Origin of the sequence: Lutibacter sp. B1 (assembly GCF_012524075.1) — a bacterium.
Lineage (GTDB): Bacteria > Bacteroidota > Bacteroidia > Flavobacteriales > Flavobacteriaceae > Lutibacter.
In genome coordinates, this window is record NZ_JAAZUI010000017.1 from 49479 (window position 1) to 75724 (window position 26246).

19 protein-coding genes are annotated in these 26246 nt (G+C 31.7%); 18 read left to right on the plus strand and 1 reads right to left on the minus strand.

From position 1 onward, the window contains the following. Window positions 1-372 precede the first annotated feature (372 nt). From HGB55_RS10880 to HGB55_RS10945, 14 genes are all read left to right on the plus strand, one after another. Window positions 373-609, plus strand: coding sequence for a PqqD family protein (locus tag HGB55_RS10880; RefSeq protein WP_168816928.1), 237 nt, complete (start codon window positions 373-375; stop codon window positions 607-609). A gap of 2 nt (window positions 610-611) precedes the next feature. Continuing rightward, window positions 612-1652: an ATP-grasp domain-containing protein gene (locus HGB55_RS10885; RefSeq protein WP_168816929.1), complete on the plus strand. Its 1041-nt coding sequence runs from the start codon at window positions 612-614 to the stop codon at window positions 1650-1652. 12 nt (window positions 1653-1664) lie between these two features. Further along, entirely contained in the window at window positions 1665-3032 is a 1368-nt protein-coding gene (locus tag HGB55_RS10890) for a diaminopimelate decarboxylase (RefSeq protein WP_168816930.1), read from the plus strand. Window positions 3033-3065: 33 nt separating this feature from the next. Next, a complete protein-coding gene (locus tag HGB55_RS10895) occupies window positions 3066-5270 on the plus strand; it encodes an urea transporter (protein ID WP_168816931.1) in 2205 nt (734 codons plus the stop codon). Next, entirely contained in the window at window positions 5252-6586 is a 1335-nt protein-coding gene (locus tag HGB55_RS10900; protein ID WP_168816932.1) for a hypothetical protein, read from the plus strand. Before HGB55_RS10895 ends, HGB55_RS10900 begins: the two co-directional genes overlap by 19 nt. Beyond that, on the plus strand, window positions 6574-7194 hold the full coding sequence (locus HGB55_RS10905; protein WP_211047382.1) for a tetratricopeptide repeat protein: 621 nt from the start codon (window positions 6574-6576) through the stop codon (window positions 7192-7194). The genes HGB55_RS10900 and HGB55_RS10905 overlap by 13 nt, the downstream gene beginning before the upstream one ends. Window positions 7195-7361: 167 nt before the next feature. Next, a complete protein-coding gene (gene kduI, locus HGB55_RS10910) occupies window positions 7362-8198 on the plus strand; it encodes a 5-dehydro-4-deoxy-D-glucuronate isomerase (protein ID WP_168816933.1) in 837 nt (278 codons plus the stop codon). Between the two features lie 5 nt (window positions 8199-8203). After that, a complete protein-coding gene (locus tag HGB55_RS10915) occupies window positions 8204-8989 on the plus strand; it encodes a gluconate 5-dehydrogenase (protein ID WP_168816934.1) in 786 nt (261 codons plus the stop codon). A 21-nt stretch (window positions 8990-9010) separates the two neighbouring features. Beyond that, the gene (gene uxaC / locus HGB55_RS10920; RefSeq protein WP_168816935.1) at window positions 9011-10411 is read left to right on the plus strand and encodes a glucuronate isomerase; all 1401 of its coding nucleotides are present in this window, start codon (window positions 9011-9013) and stop codon (window positions 10409-10411) included. A gap of 27 nt (window positions 10412-10438) precedes the next feature. Beyond that, window positions 10439-11479, plus strand: coding sequence for a sugar kinase (locus tag HGB55_RS10925; protein WP_168816936.1), 1041 nt, complete (start codon window positions 10439-10441; stop codon window positions 11477-11479). A 21-nt stretch (window positions 11480-11500) separates the two neighbouring features. Further along, complete coding sequence (locus HGB55_RS10930; protein WP_168816937.1) at window positions 11501-12169, plus strand: bifunctional 4-hydroxy-2-oxoglutarate aldolase/2-dehydro-3-deoxy-phosphogluconate aldolase; 669 nt, start codon at window positions 11501-11503, stop codon at window positions 12167-12169. Between the two features lie 77 nt (window positions 12170-12246). Further along, window positions 12247-13548 (plus strand): MFS transporter, encoded by a 1302-nt coding sequence (locus HGB55_RS10935; protein ID WP_168816938.1) that lies wholly within the window; start codon window positions 12247-12249, stop codon window positions 13546-13548. A 101-nt stretch (window positions 13549-13649) separates the two neighbouring features. After that, window positions 13650-15095 (plus strand): tagaturonate reductase, encoded by a 1446-nt coding sequence (locus tag HGB55_RS10940; RefSeq protein WP_168816939.1) that lies wholly within the window; start codon window positions 13650-13652, stop codon window positions 15093-15095. Window positions 15096-15112: 17 nt separating this feature from the next. Continuing rightward, window positions 15113-16729 carry a UxaA family hydrolase gene (locus HGB55_RS10945; RefSeq protein ID WP_168816940.1) on the plus strand — a complete coding sequence of 539 codons (1617 nt, stop codon included), beginning with the start codon at window positions 15113-15115 and terminating at the stop codon, window positions 16727-16729. A 41-nt stretch (window positions 16730-16770) separates the two neighbouring features. Here the strand turns inward: HGB55_RS10945 and HGB55_RS10950 are convergent, their stop codons facing one another. Beyond that, entirely contained in the window at window positions 16771-17802 is a 1032-nt protein-coding gene (locus HGB55_RS10950; RefSeq protein ID WP_168816941.1) for a LacI family DNA-binding transcriptional regulator, read from the minus strand. Window positions 17803-18099: 297 nt separating this feature from the next. Here HGB55_RS10950 and HGB55_RS10955 point away from each other — a divergent pair, with 297 nt between their 5' ends. The 4 genes from HGB55_RS10955 (at window position 18100) to HGB55_RS10970 (ending at window position 26215) form a co-directional block, all read left to right on the plus strand. Next, window positions 18100-19569: a glycoside hydrolase family 28 protein gene (locus HGB55_RS10955; RefSeq protein ID WP_168816942.1), complete on the plus strand. Its 1470-nt coding sequence runs from the start codon at window positions 18100-18102 to the stop codon at window positions 19567-19569. A 103-nt stretch (window positions 19570-19672) separates the two neighbouring features. Continuing rightward, window positions 19673-22819: a TonB-dependent receptor gene (locus HGB55_RS10960; protein ID WP_247649206.1), complete on the plus strand. Its 3147-nt coding sequence runs from the start codon at window positions 19673-19675 to the stop codon at window positions 22817-22819. A gap of 18 nt (window positions 22820-22837) precedes the next feature. Continuing rightward, on the plus strand, window positions 22838-24625 hold the full coding sequence (locus HGB55_RS10965; RefSeq protein ID WP_168816944.1) for a RagB/SusD family nutrient uptake outer membrane protein: 1788 nt from the start codon (window positions 22838-22840) through the stop codon (window positions 24623-24625). Window positions 24626-24667: 42 nt separating this feature from the next. Next, window positions 24668-26215, plus strand: a complete 1548-nt coding sequence (locus HGB55_RS10970) for a DUF5123 domain-containing protein (RefSeq protein ID WP_168816945.1) — start codon at window positions 24668-24670, stop codon at window positions 26213-26215. Window positions 26216-26246: the final 31 nt, after the last annotated feature.

Here is a 26246-nt window from a genome sequence, read left to right on the forward strand (position 1 = left end):
AGCAGTTAAACCAATATAGCTTGCCTATCAAATATAGTGATTTTTATTGTTAAGCTAAAGAAAGTAAATCATTTAACGTAGTGTTAATTGAATAATTTTAAATAAATTTAATTGAAATTTTAGTTTAAAACTGTTTAAATATACGATTTCATATTTTTTAAGTTGAATTGATACTACTAACTTTTATATGTAATAATTGATACATTTCTCGATACTATAATAACGTAAATTTAGTATAAATTATTATTAAAATACTGATTTACAGATTTTTGCAAAACGTATCGTTCAAGTTTTGTATTGATAGTTTGCAGAGGTGTTTTTTTAAACCTTTTATATAGACTATAGTCTAATATAAACATAAAATTAGTAGAAATGAGCAAATTAAACTCACTTGCAATTAGTGATAACGGATTCATATTCAAACCATCTACGGGAGAATCGTTTACAACTAATGAATTAGGCCTGCATATTATTCATCTTTTAAAAGAGAATAAATCTACAAATGAAATTATTACTGAGATTACCCGAGAGTTTGAGATTGATAAATTAACAGCTTCACGCGACTTGGATGAGTTTTTAGACTTGTTAAAGCGTGAGAATATGGTCTAATTATGAATAAAAAACTTACAATTGCTGTTACCGGACTTAATAATATTGACAGTCCGGGACCCGGAGTTCCTGTAATTAGAGGAATTAAAGATTCTAATTTAGATGTACGAATTATAGGTTTGGCGTACGAGAATTTGGAGCCCGGAATTTATATGCCCGGATTGGTAGATAAAACTTATTTAATGCCGTATCCTTCAACAGGAAGCGAAGCTTTTTTAGAGCGTCTTTCGTATATTCATTCTAAAGAAAAGATCGATGTTGTTATTCCAAATTTTGATTCTGAATTGTATTTATTCATAAAGTTTGATGATGAGTTAAAAAAAATGGGCATTCGTACATTTTTGCCAACTTTAGAACAGTTTGAAGAACGCCACAAATCCAACTTACCCGAATTTGCTGAAAAATACGACATTAAAGTACCTGAAAGTATAGCACTTACCAGTATTAAAGATTTAAACGATTTACCAAAACCTTTAGTTTTTCCGTATTGGATTAAAGGTAAATTTTATGAGGCTTTTAAGGTAACTGATAGCAGTCAGGCAAAATATTATTTCAATAAACTATCGGCAAAGTGGGGACTTCCGGTAGTTATTCAACAATCAATTTACGGTACCGAAGTTAATGTTATTGCTTTAGGTGATGGAGAAGGCAATACTGTTGCAGCAGTTCCTATGCGAAAGCAATATATTACCGATAAAGGCAAAGCATGGGGAGGTATTACTATTGAAGATGAGCGTATGCTTGAAATTACAAGGCATATTATAAAATCTACAAAATGGAGAGGAGGAATGGAGCTTGAAATGATTAAGACAGAAGATGGTGAGTATTATCTTATCGAAATAAATCCTCGTATTCCTGCTTGGGTGTACTTGGCTGTTGGAGCAGGTCAAAATATTCCTGAAATGCTTTGTAAACTTGCTATGGGAGAAACTGTAAAACCGATTAATACTTATAAAAATGGAGTAATGTTTATTCGCTATTCTTGGGATTTGATAGGTGATATCAGTGATTTTGAAAAGATTGTAATTTTTGGTGAATTGTAAAAACGTGTAATTATGAATAAAAAAATATATGAGCGTCCAATATTGCGCAAAGTTGTAGAAGGAATGCCAAATAAGTTTGGAAGTATGAAAAGAATACGTCCAATAAATACGATTGATAATGTTTTAATTGATGATATAATTGATAGCTATGGTTCGCCTGTTTTTATTCTTTCAGAAAAAACAATAAGAGACACATACAAATCGGCTTACAGGGCATTTTCAAACCGATATCCTAAAGTTCAGTTTGCATGGTCATATAAAACCAACTATTTAGACGCAGTTTGCAGAATTTTTCATAGCGAAGGTTCTTGGGCCGAAGTGGTTTCTGGTTTTGAATACGAAAAAGCATTGGCAAACCATGTTCCCTGCAATAAAATTATTTTTAACGGACCTGATAAAAGTAAAAATGATTTAGTAAAGGCCATTCAAAATAAATCGTTAATTCATATTGATCATTTTGATGAATTATATACAATTATTCAATTAACTGATGAGTTAAATGAACGTCCGCAAGTTGCCATACGAGTTAATATGGATACCGGCATTTATCCGCAGTGGGACAGGTTTGGTTTTAATTATGAAAACGGAGAGGCGTGGAATGCCATTAATCGCATTTTAACCAATTCTAAAATAGATTTAATAGGTTTGCATACTCATATTGGTACATATATAACAGTGTCTAAAGCGTATGCAATTGCTATTGAAAAATTGGCATCTTTGGCCAATAAAACTTTTGAACGTTTTAAAACAACTATTAAATATATTGATGTTGGAGGAGGTTTTGCTTCACAAAACACATTGCAAGGAGCCTATTTACCTGCTACCGATACTACACCAAGTTTTGATGATTACGCACATGCCATAACAACAGCACTAACTTCAGTAAACTTCCCAAATAATGAAGTGCCAACACTAATTTTAGAAACCGGCAGGGCTTTAATTGATGAAGCCGGTTGGTTGGCAGGAACCGTTTTGGCTAATAAACGATTGGCTGACGGACACCGAGCAATGGTTTTAGATGTTGGTGTAAATATTATGTTTACCGCCTTTTGGTACGATTATGAAATTCATCCTGTAAACGAATCCAGCTTTCAATCAGAGCCAACAACTATGTACGGACCGTTATGTATGAATATTGACGTGATTAGAAAAAATATAGATTTTCCATTGTTGAATAAAGATGACAGATTTGTTATAAAAAGAGTTGGTGCTTATACCATGACTCAGTGGATGCAGTTTATAACCTATCGTCCAAATGTGGTTTTGATTGATGAAAAAGGGAAGTTACATTTAATACGTAAAGGAGAAGATAAAGAAGTTTTTCGTAAACAAGAAATTGTTCCGAAACACCTTCTTGAAAAGGCAGAATTAAAAAACTAATGTTATATCAAAATATTTGGTTAACCTAAATACATGAAAAATAAAGTATTAACAAAGGGTTATTTTATAGTTGAAGCTATTTTAAACAGCTATCCTCAAATTTTTTTCAGTGAAAATAAGCTGTTGGCGGCTATTTTAATTATAGTAAGTTTTATCAATTGGTGGACCGGCTTAAACGGTTTATTGGCTGTTTTAACTGCTGTAATTTTAGCTGAGGTTTTTGGTTATTCACCGGAAACTACTCGAAAAGGATTTTTTAGTTTTAATGCTTTATTGGTAGGTTTAGGTGTTGGTACTTATTTTTCGCCGGGTATAGAAGCTTTTTTTTTGGTTGAAATTGGTGCTGTTGTAGCTTTTTTTACAACCATTTTAATAATGGGCATTTTTACAAAATACGGTTTACCTTTTTTAAGTTTTCCTTTTATTTTGTCTATGTGGTTGTTGCTTTTGTCGTTTCAATCATTTACCGATATTAGTTTAAATACAGAGGTTATATATCCTTCAAATATGTTTTTTAAACTTGGAGGAGGTTGGTTGGTTATTTTGGTTGATGGACTTAACAAATTGTTTTTAAACACGGTTGTAGGTACTTATTTTTTGTCGTTGGGAGCCATTTTTTTTCAATTTAATTTATTGGCAGGATTACTTATTGCTATAGGATTATTATTGCATTCAAGAGTGCATTTTCTTTTTTCTGTAGTAGGTTTTTTGATAGCTTTTTGGTTTTATTCTTTTTTAGGAATTTATACCGGCTCTTTAAATTATACGTATTACGGCTTCAACTTTATTTTGTCGGCAATTGCTATTGGAGGGTATTATTTAATACCATCTAGGCAATCATTTTTATGGAGTATTGTTTTAATTCCTGTTTTGGTAGTTACCACTATTGGTTCTGACCGACTGTTTGCATTATTTGAATTGTCGGTTTTTGCATTGCCTTTCAATTTAATAGTGATTGGAATGTTGTATGCATTTAAAATACGTTATAACCAAATACATCCGCCAATTTTAACTGGAATTCAACAAAAAAATCCGGAAATTAATGCGTATTTATATCATAGTCAGCCGGTAAAAAAATATGGAGCTTATACCATACCAATAAGATTGCCATTTATGGGTGAATGGACAGTAAGTCAGGGTCATAAAGGGGAGCATACTCATAAAGATTTTTTTAAATACGCATGGGATTTTGTTATTAAAGATTCATCTTCAAATAAAGAATATGCAAATGAAGGAAACTTAACCGGTGATTATTTTTGTTTTGACAAACCCATAGTTGCTCCTGCTCAGGGAACAATAGTTGAAGTAGTTGATACTGTTGATGATAATGAAATTGGTATAGCCAATACACTTCAAAATTGGGGTAATACAGTTGTAATTAAACACGAAGAGTATTTGTATTCCAAATTAAGTCATTTAAAAAAAGGTACTATAAAAGTTTCGGTTGGAGAAGTTGTTACAGAAGGGCAATTTATTGGTAAGTGTGGTAATTCAGGGCGTTCACCATATCCACATCTTCATTTTCAAATACAATCAACTCAAGCTATAGGCAGCCAAACAATTTTTTGGCCGCTTTTTGAATATTTTAGATCAGATACGTCTCAATTTGAATTTATTCCGAAAGGAATTCCGAAAGAAAATGAATGTATTGCAAACATTTCAACTTCGCAATTATTGAATGATGCTTTTTTATGGAATCCCGGAGATGAATTTATGTTGTATAAGTTGGTAAATGAAGAAGAAGAAACTTCTTATTTAATTAGAAATGAGGTTAATGCTTACAATCAGTCCTATTTAAATTGTATAAAAACCGGAGCAAAATTGTATTATGAAAATAATGGAAAAACTTTTTCCGCTTTAAATTATGTAGGTTCAAAAAAAAGTCCGCTATTTTATTTTTACAGCTCTTTTTTCAAAGTTATTTTAAGCGAAAGTTCAAATTTGGTGGTAGAAACACGTTTTCCTATACATCATTTATACAGTTTTCCGTTGCTTACAATTCAAGATTTTTTAGTGCCTTTTGGAATATTTTTAAAAGGAAATTACATACTCAAATACAAGGAAATCACACAAATATTTAATCCTTCAGAAATAAATTTGGAATCAGAAATTTTAGGTAAAAAAGAACAAAAACTTTTTTCAGCAAATATAGTTATTGGTAAAGATAGAAGTATTGAAATGCAATGTAGTTTAAAAAGAAATAATAAAATTAAATTAAGATGGGAAAAAATAGAATAATAGTATTGTTATTGCTGTTAGTAATTACAGTACATGCACAAGAAACCCAGTTGTCATTTAAACAAGTCGACAGTACATCGTACAGCTTCTATTTAAAACAAGATTGGAAATCGGTTATAGATTTAGGGAAAAAATCTCAACAAGCCGGAATTGATTTTTATTACCTTAAAGTAAGAATGGGAGTTGCTTATTTTAAAGTAGAAAAAATGTTAAGTGCCGTTAAAATGTTTGAAGAAGCTTATGCTGTAAACCCAAGTGATATTTTTGTGCAAGAGTATTTATATTGGGCTTATGTGTATAGCGGATTGAATTTAGAATCACAGTTGTTTTATCAAAAAATGGCACAAACGGTTAAAGATTCCGTAAAATTAAAATTGCCTGTAGTTTCTGCCATTGATGTTGGATTTGTAGCAACAAATAACAGCGATTATGATGATATGTTGACATCTGTTGGCTATTCTGATGATGGCGAATCACGTTATTTTCCGGATAAGTATCAGTTATACACTTTAGGTTTAAATCATCCTTTATCAAAAGGAATCAATTTGTATCATAGGGTTACCTATATGCCTATAGAATCCAATTATCAACTTAATTCAGCAGGTGAAGTTGAAAATACTTCGTACGAAGGAGAGGAAATAAGATATTATGCTGATGCTACTTTCGCCCTTGGAAATAAGTGGTATTTAGATATGTATTTAGATTTAATTTTTGGCAGTTACGATGATTTAACCACTCAAACAACAGTTGGAAATGGCAATGGAAACGGAAGTGGAGTTAGATATAAATATGATGAAGAAAATTATACCGATTATGTTTTTGGAGCTTCAATTACCAAAGCAATGTATTTTACAAGAAATACAGTAAATGTTTCTTATTCAAATTTAAATGATGCCGATCAATTTCAGGTCGGTTATACCATTTCAATTTATCCTTTAGGAAGCACTTATTTTGTGCCATTTGCATCGGTACAATATCAAAATGAAAGTAAAAATTCCAATTCCGATTCTCGTTTTATTTTTTCAGGAGGAATTTCAGCAGGAACAAAAGATTTTAACATCACTGGTTTTGGAAACTTTGGAGATATGCATAATTTTAATTCAAACAATGGTTCGTTAATTTACAATCAATCTGCTACAACTACTAATGAATATGGGGCTATATTACAGGTTTATCTAAAAAAAGCCATCATTAAAGTTGGATATTCTTATATGGAAATGGAAGATAATTACGTAACGGCAGATTATTTAATTTCTACAAAAAAATACAAATTCAATCAAAATAATATAATAGGAGGTATCACATGGAGACTATAAAAAAACTAATTTTTATTGGAATATTTTTGATGGGAAATTTAGCAAATGCCCAAATTCCTTTTGAAAATTTACAAGATGCATTTAGTAAAAGCTACGAGTTTGAAATGAAAGGTAATTATGTATCGGCAGTAGATCAGTTAAAATCTGTTTATCAAGAAAACTCTTACGAAACCAATTTACGCTTAGGTTGGTTAAATTATATGGCAGGTAATTTTAACGAGTCTATTGCTTTTTATAAAAAATCAATTGAATTAATGCCTTATGCCGATGAGCCAAAGTTTGGTTATACTTTTCCGTTATCTGCATTAGGGAAATGGGATGAAGTAGTAACTGTATACAATCAAATTTTAACCAATTCAAGCCATAATACTCGAGCAATGTATTATTTGGGAACAATTTATTACAATCGTGGTCAGTTTGATAAGGCGATAACCTATTTTAAACAAATTGTAGATTTGTATCCTTTTGATTATGATGGTTTGTTAATGTATGGTTGGACAAATTTACGGTTAGGAAATAAAAAAGATGCAAAAATTTTGTTTCAAAAAGTGTTGCTGAATCGCCCTAAAGATAATTCGGCTAAAGAGGGCTTATTGATGGTAAAATGATAATTTATATTTAGTTTGAATTATTTTTCTAATTTATGATTAAAAATAAGAATTCTAATCATAAATTAGAAAATATTGCCTTTAATTTAAAAAGATAATGTAATCAAAATAGGAATTAAAATAATTTATATTATATTTGTGTAATCGATTACAATTACAACTTTATTATGATAAATTATAATTTCAGATACGCTTCAAATCCCATAGATGCACAAAAATATGGGACAACAGAATTACGAGAACATTTTTTAATTGAAAAGCTATTCGTTGAAGATCAAATCAATTTAACGTATTCAATGTACGATAGGTATATTGTAGGCGGAATTATGCCGGTTAATGAAGATTTGAAATTGGAAACCATTCCTTATTTAAAGTCTGAGAATTTTTTAGATAGAAGAGAATTGGGAATTATTAACGTTGGTGGAAAAGGTGTTGTAAGCGTTGATGGTAAAAAGTATGAATTGCAAAAAAAAGAAGCACTTTACGTAGGTCAAGGCTGTAAAGAAGTAATTTTTTCTGGTATTAATGGAGAACAACCTTTATTTTATGTCAATTCTGCTCCGGCACATAAAAAATATCCAACAAAAAAAGTTGGATTAAATGATGCTGAAGTAATTCAGTTAGGTGACCAAAAAAATGCTAACAAAAGAGTTTTAAATAAGCTGATTGTAAATAGTATTGTTGAAACCTGTCAGCTTCAAATGGGTCTTACCGAGTTGTTACCTGGTAATATTTGGAATACAATGCCTGCGCATACACATAACAGACGTATGGAAGCTTATTTCTATTTTGATTTAGAAGAAGGACAAACAATAAGTCATTTTATGGGAGAGCCACAAAACACCCGACATATTTTTATGGAAAATAATCAGGCTGTATTATCACCTGAATGGTCTATCCATTCTGGCGCAGGAACGTCAAATTATTCCTTTATTTGGGGAATGGCCGGTGAAAATTTAGATTATGGAGATATGGATGTTTGTGCACCAAACGAATTAAAATAAAACCAATGAATTTATTCAATTTAAAAAACAAAAGAGCTTTAATAACAGGAGGAACTCATGGTTTAGGCTTGGCAATGGCGGAAGGTTTGGCAAGTGCAGGAGCCGAACTTGTTATAACAAGTACAACTCCTAAAAAATTAGAGGAAGCCTTAACTTACTATAAAAATAAAGGCTATAAAGCTTCAGGTTATATTTTTGATATTACTGATGAAGAATTAGCAGCTGAACAAGTTGAAAACATTGAAAAAAATGAAGGGGAAATTCATATTCTTGTAAATAATGCGGGAATTATAAAAAGGGAACTTGCAGTAAATATGTCCGTTTCTGATTTTAGAAGAGTTGTAGATGTAGATTTAGTTGGTGCTTTTATAATGTCTCAATTAATTGGTAAAAGAATGATTGAACGTGGAGGAGGAAAAATCATCAATATTTGCTCAATGATGAGTGAACTTGGGAGAGATAATGTAAGTGCTTACGCTGCTGCTAAAGGTGGTTTAAAAATGCTTACCAGAAATTTAGCAACAGAATGGGCGAAATACAATATTCAAGTTAACGGTATTGGACCGGGATATTTTGCAACAGCACAAACGGAGCCTATACGTGTTGATGGAAATCCTTTTAACGAATTTATTATTAACAGAACACCATCGGGTCGTTGGGGAAATCCCGAAGATTTGGCAGGAACTGCTATATTTTTAGCTTCTGAAGCGAGCAATTTTGTAAACGGACAAATTGTTTATGTAGATGGCGGTATCTTAGCAACAATTGGAAAGCCATTAAATGAAAAATAATTTTATTAGAAATAAAGTAAAATGAGTACGAAATTTATATATGATAATTTTTTGCTGGAAAATAAATTTGCAGAAGAATTGTATCATAACTATGCTAAACAACAGCCAATAATAGATTACCACAACCATTTACCTCCACAACAAATTGCTGATGATACAATTTTTAGTAATATCACAAATGTTTGGATAAATGGTGATCATTATAAATGGCGTGCAATGAGAACACTAGGTGTAAATGAAGAGTTTATTACCGGTGGAGCTTCAGATGAAGATAAATTTAAAAATTGGGCTAAAACGGTTCCATATACAATGAGAAATCCATTGTATCATTGGACACATTTAGAGTTGGCGAGATATTTTGATATTCATGAATTGTTGAATGAAAATTCGGCAGAGAGAATTTATCAAGAAACAAAAGAAAAATTAAATACAAATGCATACAGTTGCCAAAATTTACTTCATAAAGTAAATGTGGAAGTTGTATGTACTACAGAAGATCCAATAGACAACTTAGAACATCATCAAAAAATAGCTAAAAGTAATCTCAGTATTAAAGTAAGCACAGCTTTTAGACCGGATAAAGCGATTTATATCAATAATGAAGGTTATAATAGTTATATTGATTTGCTTGAAAATGCGGCTGATATTTCTATTAACTCTTACCAAGATTTATGCGATGCTTTAAAAAGCAGAATTGAATTTTTTGATAAAAATGGTTGTAAACTTTGTGATCATGGATTGGACCAAATCTATTTCGAAAATTTTACTGAAAATGAAGTAAATTTGATATTTAAAAAGAAAAGAAACAATCAAGAAGTAAGTAATAAGGAGGCACTTAAGTTTCAAAGTGCTATTTTATTATTTTTATCAGAAACTTATCACGAATTTGAGTGGGTGCAACAATTCCATTTAGGAGCTTTGAGAAATAATAATGAACGTATGTTAAGAGTTTTAGGACCTGATACAGGATGGGATTCAATTGGAGATTATTCTCAAGCTCAAAAGCTATCAAAATTTTTAAATACCTTAGATAGCAAAGATAAATTAACCAAAACCATTCTATATAATTTGAATCCTGCTGATAATGAAGTTATGGCAACTATGATAGGCAATTTTAATGATGGAAGTATAAAAGGAAAAGTACAATATGGATCTGGTTGGTGGTTTTTAGACCAAAAAGACGGGATGACAAAACAAATAAATGCGCTCTCAAATATGGGGCTTATAAGTTGTTTTATTGGAATGTTAACCGATTCAAGAAGTTTTTTATCCTTTCCTCGACATGAATATTTTAGAAGAGTGTTGTGTAATCTTTTAGGTGATGAAATTAAAAGAGGAGAATTACCAAACGATATGGAGTGGATTGGTAAAATGGTTTCCGATATTAGTTATAACAATGCAAAAGAATATTTCAAATTTTAAATTAAAAAAATTAATATACAATTAACAATGGGCAAAGTAGTAACCTTTGGAGAGATTATGCTAAGATTAGCACCTCAAGGATTTTTAAGATTTTCACAAGCAGATAATTTTGATGTGGTTTACGGTGGAGGTGAGTCAAACGTAGCGGTATCGTTAGCCAATTATGGAATTTTGGTAGATTTTGTAACGCGTTTGCCAAAAAATGATATTGGACAGTGCGCAATGATGGAAATGAGAAAAAGAGGCGTAGGCATTGATAAAATAGTATGGGGAGGAGATCGTTTAGGAATTTACTTTTTAGAAACAGGAGCAGTATCTCGTGGTTCAAAAGTAGTATACGACAGGGCGTATTCCGCAATAGCAGAAATTAAACCGGGAATGATTAATTGGTCTGATGTTTTTGCAGGAGCTGAATGGTTTCACTGGACAGGTATAACTCCGGCTATTTCTCAAGGAGCAGCCGACGTTTGTTTAGAAGCTGTAAAAGCAGCAAGTAAATTAGGTATAACTATTTCAACCGATTTAAATTACCGAGCAAAATTATGGAAATACGGAGGCGATAGAGAAGCTATTATGACAGAGTTAACATCCTATTGTGATATCATTTTAGGTAATGAAGAAGATGCAGAAATGCACTTTGGAATTAAACCTGAAGGATTGGATGTTACAAAACACGGACACGATGTTAAAGCTGAAGCATTCTTATCAGTTTGTCAACAAATGATGGAAAAATTCCCAAAAGCCAAAAAAGTAATTACTACCTTAAGAGGATCTATATCCGCTTCTCATAATACATGGGCAGGTGTATTGTACGATGGAAAGAAATTATACGAAACCCGTCAATACCAAATAACAGATATTGTTGATAGAGTTGGTGGAGGAGATAGTTTTATGGGCGGATTAATCTATGGATTATTAACGTATCCTGAAGATGACCAAAATGCGTTAGATTTTGCAGTGGCAGCATCTTGTTTAAAACATACAATTAAAGGTGATGCAAATTTAGTAACTGTTGATGAAGTTCAAAAACTAATGGGAGGTGATGCTTCCGGTAGAGTTGCAAGATAAACTTACGATAAAAAAATAATAATGGCACAATATTCTAGATTAGAAGTAGCTTCTGTAATGAAAGAAACCGGAATGATTCCTTTATTTTTTCATACAGATGTTGAAGTAAGTAAAAAAGTATTAAAAGCATGCTACGATGGTGGTGCTCGCTTAATGGAGTTTACATCTCGTGGTGATTTTGCCCACGAAGTTTTTGGTGAATTAACAAAATACGCTATTAAAGAATTACCGGGAATGATAATGGGTGTAGGTTCTGTTACCGATGCAGCATCAGCATCCTTATATATGGCTTTAGGAGCAAATTTTATAGTAACTCCGGTATTAAGAGAAGATATAGCAATTGCTTGTAACAGACGTAAAGTGTTGTGGTCTCCGGGTTGTGGAACTTTAAACGAAATTGCAAGAGCTGAAGAATTAGGCTGTGAAATTGTAAAATTATTCCCTGGAGATATTTACGGACCTCAATTTGTAAAAGGAATAAAAGGTCCTCAACCTTGGACAAGTATAATGCCAACGGGAGGTGTCTCTCCAACAGTTGAAAATTTATCCGGCTGGTTTAAAGCCGGTGTAACTTGTGTAGGAATGGGATCGCAATTAATATCAAGTGAAATATTAAAATCTGAAAATTATACAAAACTTGCAGCAAAAGTTAAAGCTGCATTAGATATTATAAAAGAAGTAAGAAAGTAAAAATAACAGTTAAAATCATTTGGTAATCAATATGTGAGTTAAACATTCAATTGCATATAGCCAATAAATTAGTAATTATGAATAAAACAAATCAGAAGATAGGTAACTACCGGTATAGAATTTTAGCGCTTTTAATGTTTGCAACAACCATTAACTATTTTGATAGAAGTATTATTGGAGTGTTAGCTCCAACCCTTGAAAAAATGTTTGATTGGACTAATAGTGACTATGCCTTTATAATGATTTCATTTAAAGTAGCTTATGCTTTAGGAATGCTTTTAATGGGTGGAGTAATAGATCGGTTAGGTACAAAAAAAGGATATACTTTATCAATAGGTATTTGGAGTGTTTTTGGAATGTTACACGCATTGGTTCGTCCGGGATTTAGTGTTATAGGATTTGCGGCCGCACGATTTGGATTAGGTTTTGGAGAATCAGGAAATTTTCCGGCAGCAATTAAAACAACTGCTGAATGGTTTCCTAAAAAAGACCGTGCATTTGCAACCGGACTTTTTAATGCAGCAACAAGTATAGGAGCAATTGCAGCACCATTTGTAGTTGGTTGGATAGTACATAAAGACGGCAAAAATTGGCAAATTCCATTTTTAATTACAGGAGCTCTTAGTGCTATTTGGGTATTTTTATGGTTTCGTATGTATAAAAAACCTGCAGTTCATCCAAAAGTTTCAAAAGAAGAATTAGCCTACATACAAAGTGATTCTGAGACAGAAAATGAAGAAAAATTACCATGGTCAAGCGTATTTAATAAGCGTCAAACTTGGGCTTTTGCTTTGGCTAAAGTAACAGATGCTGTTTGGTGGTTTTATCTTTTCTGGGGAGCAAAATTTTTGGCAGTAACTTTTAATGTTGATATTAAAAATATAGCACTTCCATTTTTTGTTATATATATTTTAGCTGATGGGGGAAGTATTTTAGGAGGTTATCTATCGGGAGTATTTATCAGAAAAGGATGGAGTGTAAATAAAGCTCGGAAAATTACGCTTTTAATTTGTGCCTTAATTATACTACCTGTAAGCTTTGTAGCTATTACAGAAAGTAAATGGATTGCCATTTTTCTTATAGGTTTAGGAGCGGCAGGACATCAAGCGTGGTCTGCTAATATATTTACATTAGTTTCTGATGTTTTTCCAAGAAAAGCAACAGCTTCGGTTGTAGGAATTGGAGGAATGATTGGAGCAGTAGCAGGTATTGTTGCAGATGCTGCTTTAGGTTCGGTATTAGATCAAGCAGGTAATAGTGGGTATTTTTGGGCATTTCTATTTGCAGGTTCAATTTATCTTATAATACTTGGTCTTGTTCATTTATTAATGCCAAAAATGACACCGCTTGATGAAAATTTAAAACCTATAACAGAATAATAAGTTCAAGGTTTTTAAAAATTACTTCCTAGTTCAATGGGTTAGTGCCCAAAGGGATTGATATGTTTTTCAAATAAAAGCCTTATATATTTATATAGAAAATGAAAAAATTAAATAGAAAAAATACTGGATTAGAAAATAAACTTCCAATTAAAATAGTACAATTTGGAGAAGGAAATTTTTTAAGAGCTTTTGTAGATTACGCAATACAAAAATTAAACAATACAGTTAATTTTAATGCTGGAGTGGCAGTTGTACAACCAATTGATAGAGGATTGGTGAATATGCTTAATGAACAAGAAGGGTTGTATACTTTATTTATGAAAGGTATAGTTAAAGGAAAAGAAGTTCAAGAAAAAGAATTGATATCAAACATTGAAAAAGGTGTAAACCCTTATACAGATTTTAATGAGTATTTAAATCTTGCAAAAGAAGAAAATCTTGAATTTATCATTTCTAACACTACCGAAGCAGGTATTGCTTTTGTAGGTTCGGATACTGCTGAAATGCAACCTCCAAGTTCATTTCCTGCTAAATTAACAGTGCTTTTGTATGAGAGGTATAAGCATTTTAAAGGTGATATTACTAAGGGTCTTACTATTATACCATGCGAACTTATCAATTACAATTCAGATACTTTAAAAGAAATTATTTTAAAATATATTGATGATTGGAAGCTGGAAGAAGGATTTAAAACGTGGCTTATAAATTATAGTACTTTTCACAATACATTAGTCGATAGAATTGTGCCTGGCTACCCAAAAGATCAAATAGAAGAATATAATAGTCAATTAAATTATGAAGATAATTTAATTGTTAGTGCTGAAAAGTTTTTCTTATGGGTTATTGAAGGTGATGAAGTTTTAAAAGAAAAATTACCTTTTCATAAAACTGATTTAGACGTGAAAATTGTAAATGATATGCAGCCTTATAGAACAAGAAAGGTTCGTATATTAAATGGAGCACATACCTCAATTTTTGCACTTTCATATTTATACGGAAATGAAACAGTAAAAGAAACTGTAGATGATAATTTTACAGGAAATTTTATTTATAAGGCTATTTTTGAAGAAGTTATAGATATTTTGAAAATGGATAAAGCAGAATTAACTTCTTTCGCAGAAGAAATATTTGACCGTTTTAGAAATCCATTTATAAAACATTTATTGTCAAGTTTATCGCTAAATGCAATTTCAAAATTTAAGGTAAGAGTTTTACCAAGTTTGTTGGAATATATCTCCATCAAAAATAAAATTCCAAAACATTTAACATACGCATTTGCTTGTTTAATTAGGTATTATAAAGGGTCTTGGAATGGAAAAGAAATCTTATTAAATGATAGTGAAGCTGTTATTGATACTTTTAAAAATATTTGGACAACCAATAACTTAGAATTGGTAGCAAAACAAACATTATCAAACAAAGATTTTTGGGATCAAGATTTATCAATAATACCAAATTTAACAAAAGCCATTGTGTTAGCGTTAGAAGAAATAGAACAAAACGGTATAGAAAACGGTTTTGCTAGTTTTAGCAATAAATTATAATAATAAATTCATCTTCTATGCAAAAGAAATTAATAAAAGTTCATCCATTAGATAATGTAGCAGTTGCGTTAGTAAATTTAACTGCTGGAGAAGTAGTGTCTTTTGATAAGGAAGAAATACAAATTATAACTGAGACAAAAGCGAAGCACAAAATTGCATTAAACAATTTTAATTCAGGAGATAGAATTATTATGTATGGTGTTTTGGTTGGTAAAGCTAACGGAATTATAAAAAAAGGAGAAGTTTTAACAACTACTAATGTAAAGCACGAGAGTGAAAAAGTTTTCAAAAAAACGGATACAATTGGTTGGTTAGCACCAAATATCGATAAATGGAAAGATAAAACATTTTTAGGGTATCATAGAGAAGACGGACAAGTTGGAACTGCTAATGTTTGGTTATTTTTTCCTTTGGTTTTTTGTGAAAACAGAAACATTGAAATTTTAAAAGAAGTTTTTGAAAAAGAGCTGTTAAATCAAAAAGTTAATAGTCATCAACTTTTACTTCGTTCGTTAGTAAATAATGAAAAAGGAAATACACAAGAAGAAACCAATAATACTTCAACAAATGTATTTGAAAATATTGAAGTAAAATTTATAATGCACTCAGGAGGCTGTGGAGGTATCCGTCAAGATTCTGAAAGTTTAGCAAAATTATTGGCAGGTTATGTTAATAATCCTAACGTTGCAGGAGCAACAGTGTTAAGTTTAGGTTGCCAAAATTTACAAATTCAGATATTTAAAGATGCTTTAAAATCAATTAATCCTAGTAGCAATAAGCCTGTTTTAATCTATGAACAGCAAAAAATGGGAACTGTAGATGAAATGTTGGGAGCAATAATTAAAGATTCATTTGAAGCTATAAAAAAAGCAAATAAAATAGAAAGAAAACCTGCGCCATTATCTAAACTTAGAATTGGTTTAGAGTGTGGTGGCTCTGATGGCTTTTCAGGAATATCGGCAAACCCAACTTTAGGACATACTTCGGATTTGTTAGTTGCTCTAAATGGAACTGCGATTTTATCGGAATTTCCAGAGTTATGTGGTGTAGAACAAGAAATTGTTAATAGATGTGTTGAAGAAGAAAAAGCTGATAAATTTTTAACACTAATGAAAGCCTTTGAAAAATCAGTTGTTGATGCCGGTTCAGGATTTGATATGAACCCTTCACCTGGAAATATTAAAGACGGTTTAATTACCGATGCGATGAAATCAGCAGGGGCTGCAAAAAAAGGTGGAACATCACCTGTAAATGATGTTTTAGATTATGGAGAATATGTTTCTAAGTCAGGTTTAAACTTATTGTGTACACCAGGTAATGATGTAGAAAGCACAACAGCAATGGTTGGTTCTGGCGCAAATATTGTTTTATTTACTACGGGTTTAGGAACGCCAACAGGAAATCCAATAGCTCCAATAATCAAAGTTTCGTCTAATTCGGAATTAGCAGATAAAATGTCTGATATTATTGATATTGATACTGGAGCAATTATTAAAGGTGAAAAGACGATTGAAGAAATGGCAGAAGAAATGCTCGAATTTATTATTGATGTTGCAAGTGGTAAAATAAAAACCAAGTCGATGCTTTTAAATCAAAATGATTTTATTCCTTGGCGTAGAGGTGTGTCATTATAAAATAAAAAAACTGCTTTAAAGCAGTTTTTTATTTGATTACTCTACGCATTGTTCTTTCTTAAAGTTGATTTTCGTATATGTAATTTAGGTGTTAGAACCACCTTTTTTTCAATCTTAACCTTACCGGAGTCTTTAACCTGTTCTAAAAATACTTTAGCAGCCATTTTTCCCATTTCTAAGGGAAATTGATCTACCGAAGTTATGGAAAGTTCCATAAATCTGGTAAATGGTTCGTTACTAAATCCGGCAACACAAAATTCTTCAGGAATTTTAATTCCCTTAGATTTTAGTTCTTGAATTGCTCCTAAAGCAACAAAATCACTTGCTGAGAATATAGCGTCAGGCGGATTTTTCATTTTTAATAGTTTTTTTACAGCTTTTCTGCCTTCTTCAACTTTACTTTTAGTTTGGATAATGTAATTTTTATCGAATTCAAAACCATTATCAAGTAATGCTTGCTTATATCCTAAACACCTATCTTTATATATTTCCATAGATTTATCACCAGATAAATGGGCTATACGCTTACACCCTTGATCTATTAAGTGTTTGGTAACCTTATATCCTGCTTCAAAATCATTAATAGTTACTGTGCTAACGCCATCTATGTTTTTCTTTCTATCAAAAAATATAAGTGGTACATTTTTTTTAAGAACTCTGTTAATAATATGATCTTTATCAATCTCTGCATTAGAAATAGACATTAAAATACCATCAACTTGTGCATTTAAAAGAGTGTTAATATTTTCAATTTCTAATTTTTCCTCCTCATGTGTTTGGCAAATTATAACATGATATCCATGAGGATACAAAACTTCTTCAATTCCTCTAATAGTTGATCCAAAAAAATTACTGTCAATACGAGGTACAATCACACCTACATTATTACTTTTACCACTTTTAAGTGCTAAAGCAAGTTTATTTGGTTTGTAATTCATTTTAGCAGCTGTTTCAATAACTAATTCACGTGTACTTGCCTTTATTTTTGGATTGTTATTTAAAGCTCTGGAAACTGTAGCTGCTGTTATATTTAGTTTTTTAGCAATATCGTAGATGGTAACTTTTTCCCCCATTCATTTATTGTTAATAATAGTAATAATTTGTAAAAGTATAAAATCTAATGGTTACTCCTAATATATTTTATGTTATCGATTACCTTTTTATATAAAAAGCTGTTCTTTATTATATAAAATTAAAAAAATAAGGTATTAATTTACCTAAAAACACACATCTTTTTATAAGCATCTCAAAAATTACCCTATGCAAATATAAATTTAACATTTTATTATGATAAAATTTGGTTTTTCAACACTAATTAATTAGATTTGTGTAATCGATTACATTAATTTAATCAAAAGATAATTTAAATAATGCATTTTATTAAAACTGGATTTAAGAAAAAAAGAAAGCCTTTCAAAAAAGGTTTTTTCTTGTTATTTATTGTGCTGCTCATTTTTGTTTCATGTAAAAATAAAAAGGATTCAATTAGTTCTATTACAAATAGTTCTTGGGAAATTATGTATCAGGTAATTGATAGTGTTGGTACAATAACATTTCCTGATAAGACTTTTAATGTTTTAGATTTTGGAGCAAAATCAGATGAAATTTTTGATAATACACAAGCTTTTAAAAAAGCAATTGAAAAGTGCGCAAATGATGGTGGCGGTTCTGTTATAGTTCCTGAAGGAAAATATCTGACCGGTCCAATACATTTAGAAAGTAATGTAAACCTTCATTTAGATGAAGGGGCAGAAATTTTATTTAGTACAAACCCTAATGATTATTACCCTTTAGTTCATACCTCATTTGAAGGAACTGAACTGATGAATTACTCACCTCTAATTTATGCTTATAAGAAAAAAAACATTGCTGTAACAGGTAAAGGTATTTTAAATGGGCAAGCTAATAATGAAAACTGGTGGCCTTGGTGTGGAAAAGACACTTATGGGTGGAAAGAAGGTATGCCAAATCAACAAGACAGCCTTAATAGACCGCAATTGGTAAAGTTAGCTGAAATGAATGTTCCTCCAAAAGAAAGAGTTTTTGGAGACGGACATTATTTGCGTCCTAGCTTTTTTGAGCCATTTGAATGCTCAAATGTTATGATTGAGGGAGTTAAAATTGTAAATGCTCCATTTTGGGTTATACATCCTATTAAATCCGTTAATGTTATTGTTAACGGTGTAACTGTTGAAAGTCATGGGCCAAATAATGACGGTTGTGATCCGGAATATTCAAAAAATGTAATTATACGAAATTGTACTTTTAATACAGGTGATGACTGTATTGCAATAAAATCTGGAAGAAATGAGGATGGAAGAAGGGTTGCTATAAAAAGTGAAAACATTATAGTACAAAATTGTAAAATGATTGATGGACATGGTGGTGTGGTAATGGGCAGTGAAATATCTGCGGGAGTTAAAAATGTTTTTGTTGAAAATTGTAGTATGGATAGTCCAAATCTTGATAGGGCTATAAGAATTAAAACCAATTCTAAAAGAGGAGGTGTTGTTGAAGGGGTTTATGTAAGAAATATTGAAGTAGGGCAGGTGAAAGAAGCTGTTTTGAAAATAAATATGTTTTATGATGTTCATGGAAATCAAACAGGGAATTTCATTCCTATTGTGAGGAATGTGAATTTAGAAAATATTAAAGTTAAAAATGGAGGTAAGTTTGGAATTTTAGCAAAAGGTTATGCCGAGTCTCCTATACAAAATATACATTTAAATAATGTCACAATTGATAGTGTTAAGACCCCTTTTTCTTTAGAAAATGTAAAAGATTTGCATTTAGAAAATACATATATAAATGGAGAACTTATGAAAAGCATCATTAATTAGTACAATCATTAACCAAAATAATAGCAAAATTATGAATATTAAATATTTATTTAAAAACAGCTTAAAATGTAATTATACATTTTTCCTTCTCCTGTTCTTATTCATGGGAAACGGAATTTTAGCTCAGGATGGGGTTACAGTAAGCGGGATAGTTACAGAAGCATCCAATCAATCTTTACCAGGTGTAAATATCATTGAAAAGGGTACTAAAAATGGTACAACTACCGATTATGATGGTAAGTATACAATAAAAGTTTCAAATTCTAACGCTATTTTAATATTCAGCTATGTTGGTTTTGAAAGCAAAGAAATCAATATATCTGGTAAAAGTACAGTAAATGTTGTACTAAAAGCTGATTTAGAATCACTTGATGAAGTAGTAGTTATAGGTTATGGTACAGCTCGTAAGTCAGATTTAACAGGCTCAGTAGTTGCTATATCGGGCGAAGATTTGAAGAGGCAATCAATTTCAAATGTTGCAGAAGCTTTAACAGGACGTATGGCAGGTGTTCAAGTTACATCTTCAGAAGGATCTCCTGATGCAGATATCAAAATTAGGGTTCGTGGTGGAGGATCTTTAACTCAAGATAGTTCACCATTAATTATTGTTGATGGATTTCCGGTAAATAGCATGAGTGATGTTTCTCCAGCTGATATTGAAAATATATCTGTATTGAAAGATGCATCATCAACTGCAATTTATGGTTCAAGAGGTGCTAATGGAGTTGTTATTATAACTACTAAAAGTGGTAGGGATGGTAAGATAGATGTTAATTTTAACACATACTACGGGTTTAAATCTATTGCAAAAACAATTAATGTTCAAAAAACTGAAGACTTTGTTAAATGGCAATACGAATATGCTTTACTTGATGATGACTTAGAATCGTACGAAAAATATTTTGGTCAATGGCAAGATTATGACCAATATTTAGGAATAAAAGGAAATAACTGGCAAAAACAAATTTATGGAGAGTTAGGTGAAGTTCAAAATTATGATTTGGGAATTCGTGGAGGATCTGAAAAAGTAAGTTTTAATTTCAACTATTCACTTTATGATGAAAAAACAATAATGGTTGGGTCAGATTATAGAAGAGATAACCTTTCATTATCATTAAAAAACAAAACGAGTGATAAAGTTGATTTGTCATTTACAATTCGTTATTCAGATACTGAAATTAACGGAGGTGGAACAAATGAACAAGACGAAGTCTCATCGACTGATGCACGTCTTAGACATAGCGTAGGTTATTCTCCAATACCACTTCCCGGTTTAACAACTGATAATACAGATGAAGCTGTTTCAAGTTATCTTGTAAATCCTTTTGTTGCTGTTGATGATAGTCAACGTTTACAGAAAAGAAAGAACTTTAATATGATAGGTAGTTTTTCTTGGGAAATATTGGAAAACCTTAATTTTAAAACCGATTTGGGATTTGACAATTACAATAGTTTGGATTACCGTTTCTATGGTCGTTCAACCTACTATTCAAACAACAAACCTGCAGCTGAAAACCAAGGCCTACCTTCATTAATAATAAAAGATAGAAAAAGAGACAGATTTAGAAATGCAAATACCATTAATTATGATTTTAAAAATCTTATTGGTGAAGATCATAGTTTAAAATTGCTTGTTGGAGAGGAAATGCTGGTTACCAAAAACAATGAAGTATATACTGAGCTTCAAGGTTTTCCAAAGGATTTTGACTTTGATACTTCTAGAAATCTTACAACTCAAGGTGTACCACAATCGGTTGATAATTTTTACAGCCCAAATGATAAATTATTATCTTTCTTTGGTCGTATAAATTATGCTTATAAAGATCGTTATCTTTTAACAGCTACGTATCGTGCCGATGGTTCAAGTAAATTTTTAGGGGATAATCGTTGGGGCTATTTTCCATCAGCAGCAGTAGCTTGGAAAATTTCTGAAGAAGATTTTTTAAAGAACAGCTCTTGGATTAATGCACTTAAATTAAGACTAAGTTATGGAGAAGCAGGTAACAATAATATTCCTTCAGGACAAACGGTTCAAAATTTTGAATCGAAAACTACAACATATTTAAATGATATTCCTACTTATTGGGCTGCATCAACAACATTGGCAAATCCTGATTTGAAATGGGAAACTACAGTTACGCAAAACGTGGGGCTTGATTTTGATATTTTTAACAATAGAGTAACAGGATCATTAGAAGCTTATAAAAATTTAACAAAAGACCTTTTAATTAACTTCCCTGTTCCGGGTACAGGTTATACAACACAGTACCGAAATATGGGGGAAACTCAAAATAAAGGTATCGAAGCTTCATTAAATATAATCGCTATACAAAATGATAATTACGGCTTGAGTTTTTCTTTCAATATAGGGTTCAATAAAAATCGTATAAATTCACTTGGAATTATGAAAGATTTCAGGGAAAATACAAACTGGGCATCTACGCAAATTGGAGATGATTATGTTGTAAATGTTAGTAAGTCAATAGGTGTTATGTATGGGTACTTGAATGATGGGCGTTATGAAGTTTCAGACTTCGATTATAATCCTACTACTCAAGAATATACTCTAAAATCTGGAGGAGCAAATTATAATGACATTGTTGGTGATATTATGCCTGGAACTATGAAATTAAAAGATATTGATGGTGATGGAGTAATAACTACAGGTGATAATACTATTATTGGGGATTCAAATCCGAAACATACAGGAGGTTTTGTTATAAATGCCAACGCGTATGGTTTTGACTTGTCGGCAGTTTTTAACTGGAGTGTAGGAAATGATGTATACAATGCAAATAAAGTTGAATTTACCACATCTAATCAAAATGGACAATATAGAAATTTGAGTACTATAATGGCTGATGGAAAAAGGTGGACGAATTTAGATCCGGTTTCAGGACAATTGGTGACTGACCCTGATGCATTGGCCAGTCTTAATGCAAATACCACAATGTGGTCGCCGTATATGAAAAATTATGTTTTCAGTGATTGGGCAGTGGAAGATGGCTCTTTCTTAAGATTGAACACACTAACATTGGGTTATACATTACCGGAATCTGCATTGTCAGGTTATGGCATTTCTAAGCTAAGATTTTATGTTACGGCTAATAATGTATTTATTATTACAGACTATTCAGGATTAGATCCTGAAGTTTCTACAAGAAGAAAGACTCCTTTAACGCCGGGAGTAGATTATTCACCATTTCCACGTAGTAGACAAGTGGTATTTGGGTTAAACCTAAATTTTTAATTTAATAATTATTTAAAGATGAAATATAAAATAATAATCGCAGGAATAATAATTGCAGGGTTATTTAGCTCTTGTCAAGAGTTTGAAGATGATTTTTTAGAAGCACCGGCGAAATCAACGCTAGATGAATCTGTTATTTTTTCAACTGTTGGGTTAGCTAAAGGTGCTGTAGATGGTATTTTAGAGCCTATGGGGCAAACTAATTCTTACAGAGGACGTTTTATACCTTTTTATGGGTTTAATACCGATGCTGAATGGAATTACAGTTCTGATGATGTTGGAAGCTCTCAAGGAGAACTTTGTATTTACGATGCCAAATCTACCAATACTCAAATGAATTCTGAAAATAATGCTTGGGCAATGATGTATTCAGGTATTGAACGTGCAAATATCTGCATTCGAGGATTACGTAATTTTGGTAATCCTGAACCTGAAACAGAACTTGGGCAGTTATTAGGTGAAGCCTTAACCTATAGAGCTATTTATTATGCAGATTTAATGAAAGCTTGGGGAGATGTGCCAGCACGTTTTGAGCCAATAAATTCGGAAACGATATATTTAGAAAAATCAAGTCGTGATATCATTTATAAACAAATCATACAAGATTTAGAAGAAGCTTCTACTTTAGTGGCATGGCCTAACGAAACTTCTAGCACAACTAGTGTTGAACGAATTAACAAAGCTTTTGTAAAAGCTTTTAGAGCACGTTTGGCTATGACTGCCAGTGGTTATCAACAATATCCTGATGGAGTTAGAAGAAGTAATGACCCGGATCTTTCTGTTAGTAAAATGTATAAAATTGCATTAGATGAATGTCGTGATGTAATTCTGAGTGGGACAGCACAATTAGAATCTTCATTTGAAACTTTATGGAGAAATTATAATGAAGAAAAAATAGCTTCAGGAGGAGAATCTTTGTGGGAAATTCCATTTTCAGCAGGTCGTGGTCGTGTATTGTTTTCTTTTGCAGTACGTCATCGTAGTGTTGACCAATATACTGGTCAAGCCAGAGGTGGAATAGCCGGACCGCTTCCTATTGTTTTTTACGATTTTGATGAAAATGATACTCGAAGAGATATAACATGCATTCCTTATGAATGGGGAACAGCTGTAAACGGAGTTTCTCAACAGGAATTAGTAGGATTAGACACTTGGTATTTTGGAAAATATCGTTATGAGTGGATGACACGCTATGTTACTTCTACCAATGATGATGGTGTTAATAAAATTTATATGCGCTATGCTGAAGTGCTTCTTATAGCTGCTGAAGCAGCAAATGAATTACAAGGACCGGCTGTTGCAGCATCTTATTTGAAAGAAATTAGAAGAAGAGCATTCTCGTCAGAGTATCATAATGAAAAGGTAGAAAATTATGTTAACTCTTTAACAAGTAAGCAAGATATGTTTAATGCTATAGTAAAAGAACATATGTATGAATTTACAGGAGAAATGGAACGTAAGCAAGCTCTTATTCGTTGGAATTTATTAAAAGCTAATTTAGATGAAGCCAAAGCAAAAATGCTGAACTTACAAAATCGTACAGGTGAATATACCGATGTACCTACAACATTATATTATAAGTATGATGATGATAATGAAACTTTGCAGATTTATGGTTTAAATAGAGGAGAAGATCAAGATCCCGGTATAGAATATTCCGCTTTTGATTGGAATACGATGTTTGATGATATGATTAATTCTCTTTATAAAGCAGGTGTAAATCCTGATGACCGACAATTCTGGCCAATATGGCAAGTATTTATTGATGGAAGTAATGGAAAATTGGTTAATGACTATGGCTATTAGAAATTTGCCAAGAAAAATAAGAAATAATAAGCTATTATGATTATGAAAACAAAATATATATTAAAAGGAATAGTGGTAATTTTCCTAACATTAACGTTCTCCAGTTGCAGTGATAGTGAGGAATTGATAGAAGAATTGTCGATTGAAAGAGAATTTGCTCCGGTAGCATTAAATGCGAGAGTAAGAAATCAAGTAACAGTTGAATTGAATTGGACAGTAAATGATTACGTTGATTATTACGTAGTTGAATTTAGTGACGACTCTGGGTTTTCAACTATTGTTGAAACTGTAAACGTTACTGCAAGCCAATTACCTATTCAGGTTACTTTAGATGGTGAAACGCTATATTCAATTAGAGTAAAAGCAGTAAGTGCCAGAGGTTTAGATGATTCTAAATGGGCAACTACAACAGCACAAACATTAACAGAACAGCTTTTTATAACAGGAGAGCCTGGAGATATAAAAGCAGTAGAAGCTACATTAAGATGGGTGCCTAATAGTAATGTTACACAAATTGTAGTTCAGCCAGGTGATATTATACATGATATTACAGCTCAAGAAAAAATTGATGGAGTAGCTACAGTAGTTGGGTTAACCGGAGAAACAGAATATACAGCTGTATTATTCAATAATACTAAAATAAGAGGAACAACAACCTTTACAACAGGAATAGATATTGGTACCGGAATTTTGGTTACAACAACTGACGATTTATTACAAATGATTGCTGATGCAGCTTCTGGTGATATTTTAGTGTTGGAACCTGGTGATTATACAGAGCAAACAGGAACAATATCATTGGATAAATCAATTACAATTAGAGGTTTAAGAAGTTATGATAAACCACTTTTAAAAGTTTCTTTCTCCTTAAATCCGGGTGCAGATGATGTTAGTTTAATTGATTTGGATTTAACAGGTGATGTTGATTTAGGTTTAACAGATGTAGTAGACTTTGCAGTACCGGGAAACTTCAACTCATTATTAATAAGCGGTTGTAATATACATGACTACGATAAATCACTTATAAAGGGTCAAACTCTTGATGCAATTGTACAAACTGTAACTATTGAAAATTGTATAGTTACTAATATACTTACAAATAGTGCAGATTTCATCGATTTTAGAAATTCAGATGTATTGAACTTAAATGTAACCACGAGTACATTTGATAATTGTGCTCCAAGTAGAGACTTTATTAGAATTGATAATGCTGGTACTTCTGCCGGAACAGGATTAACCTGTAACGTTTTGTTAGAAAGTTGTACTCTATATATGGTTTCAAATTCATCAAGTAAAAGAATTGTTTATGTAAGGTTTGATGCAAATGAAATTGAGATTAGAAATACTTTGATTACGGATACTCCAGATATAGATGCTATCTCAGATCGTGACGAAACAGATGAAGATATTGTTTTTGAAAATAACAATTACTTTAATGCACCGGCATTAACAGACCCGAGTGAAAAAAGATATGACCCAACTGCTACAAATTTAGATCCTGGATTTGTAGACGCTGAAAATGGTGATTTTACAATTACAAATCAAACATTAATTGATAATGAGGTGGGAGATCCGCGTTGGAGACAATAATAAGATCTAATGCATAGGTTGTTTTAATTTT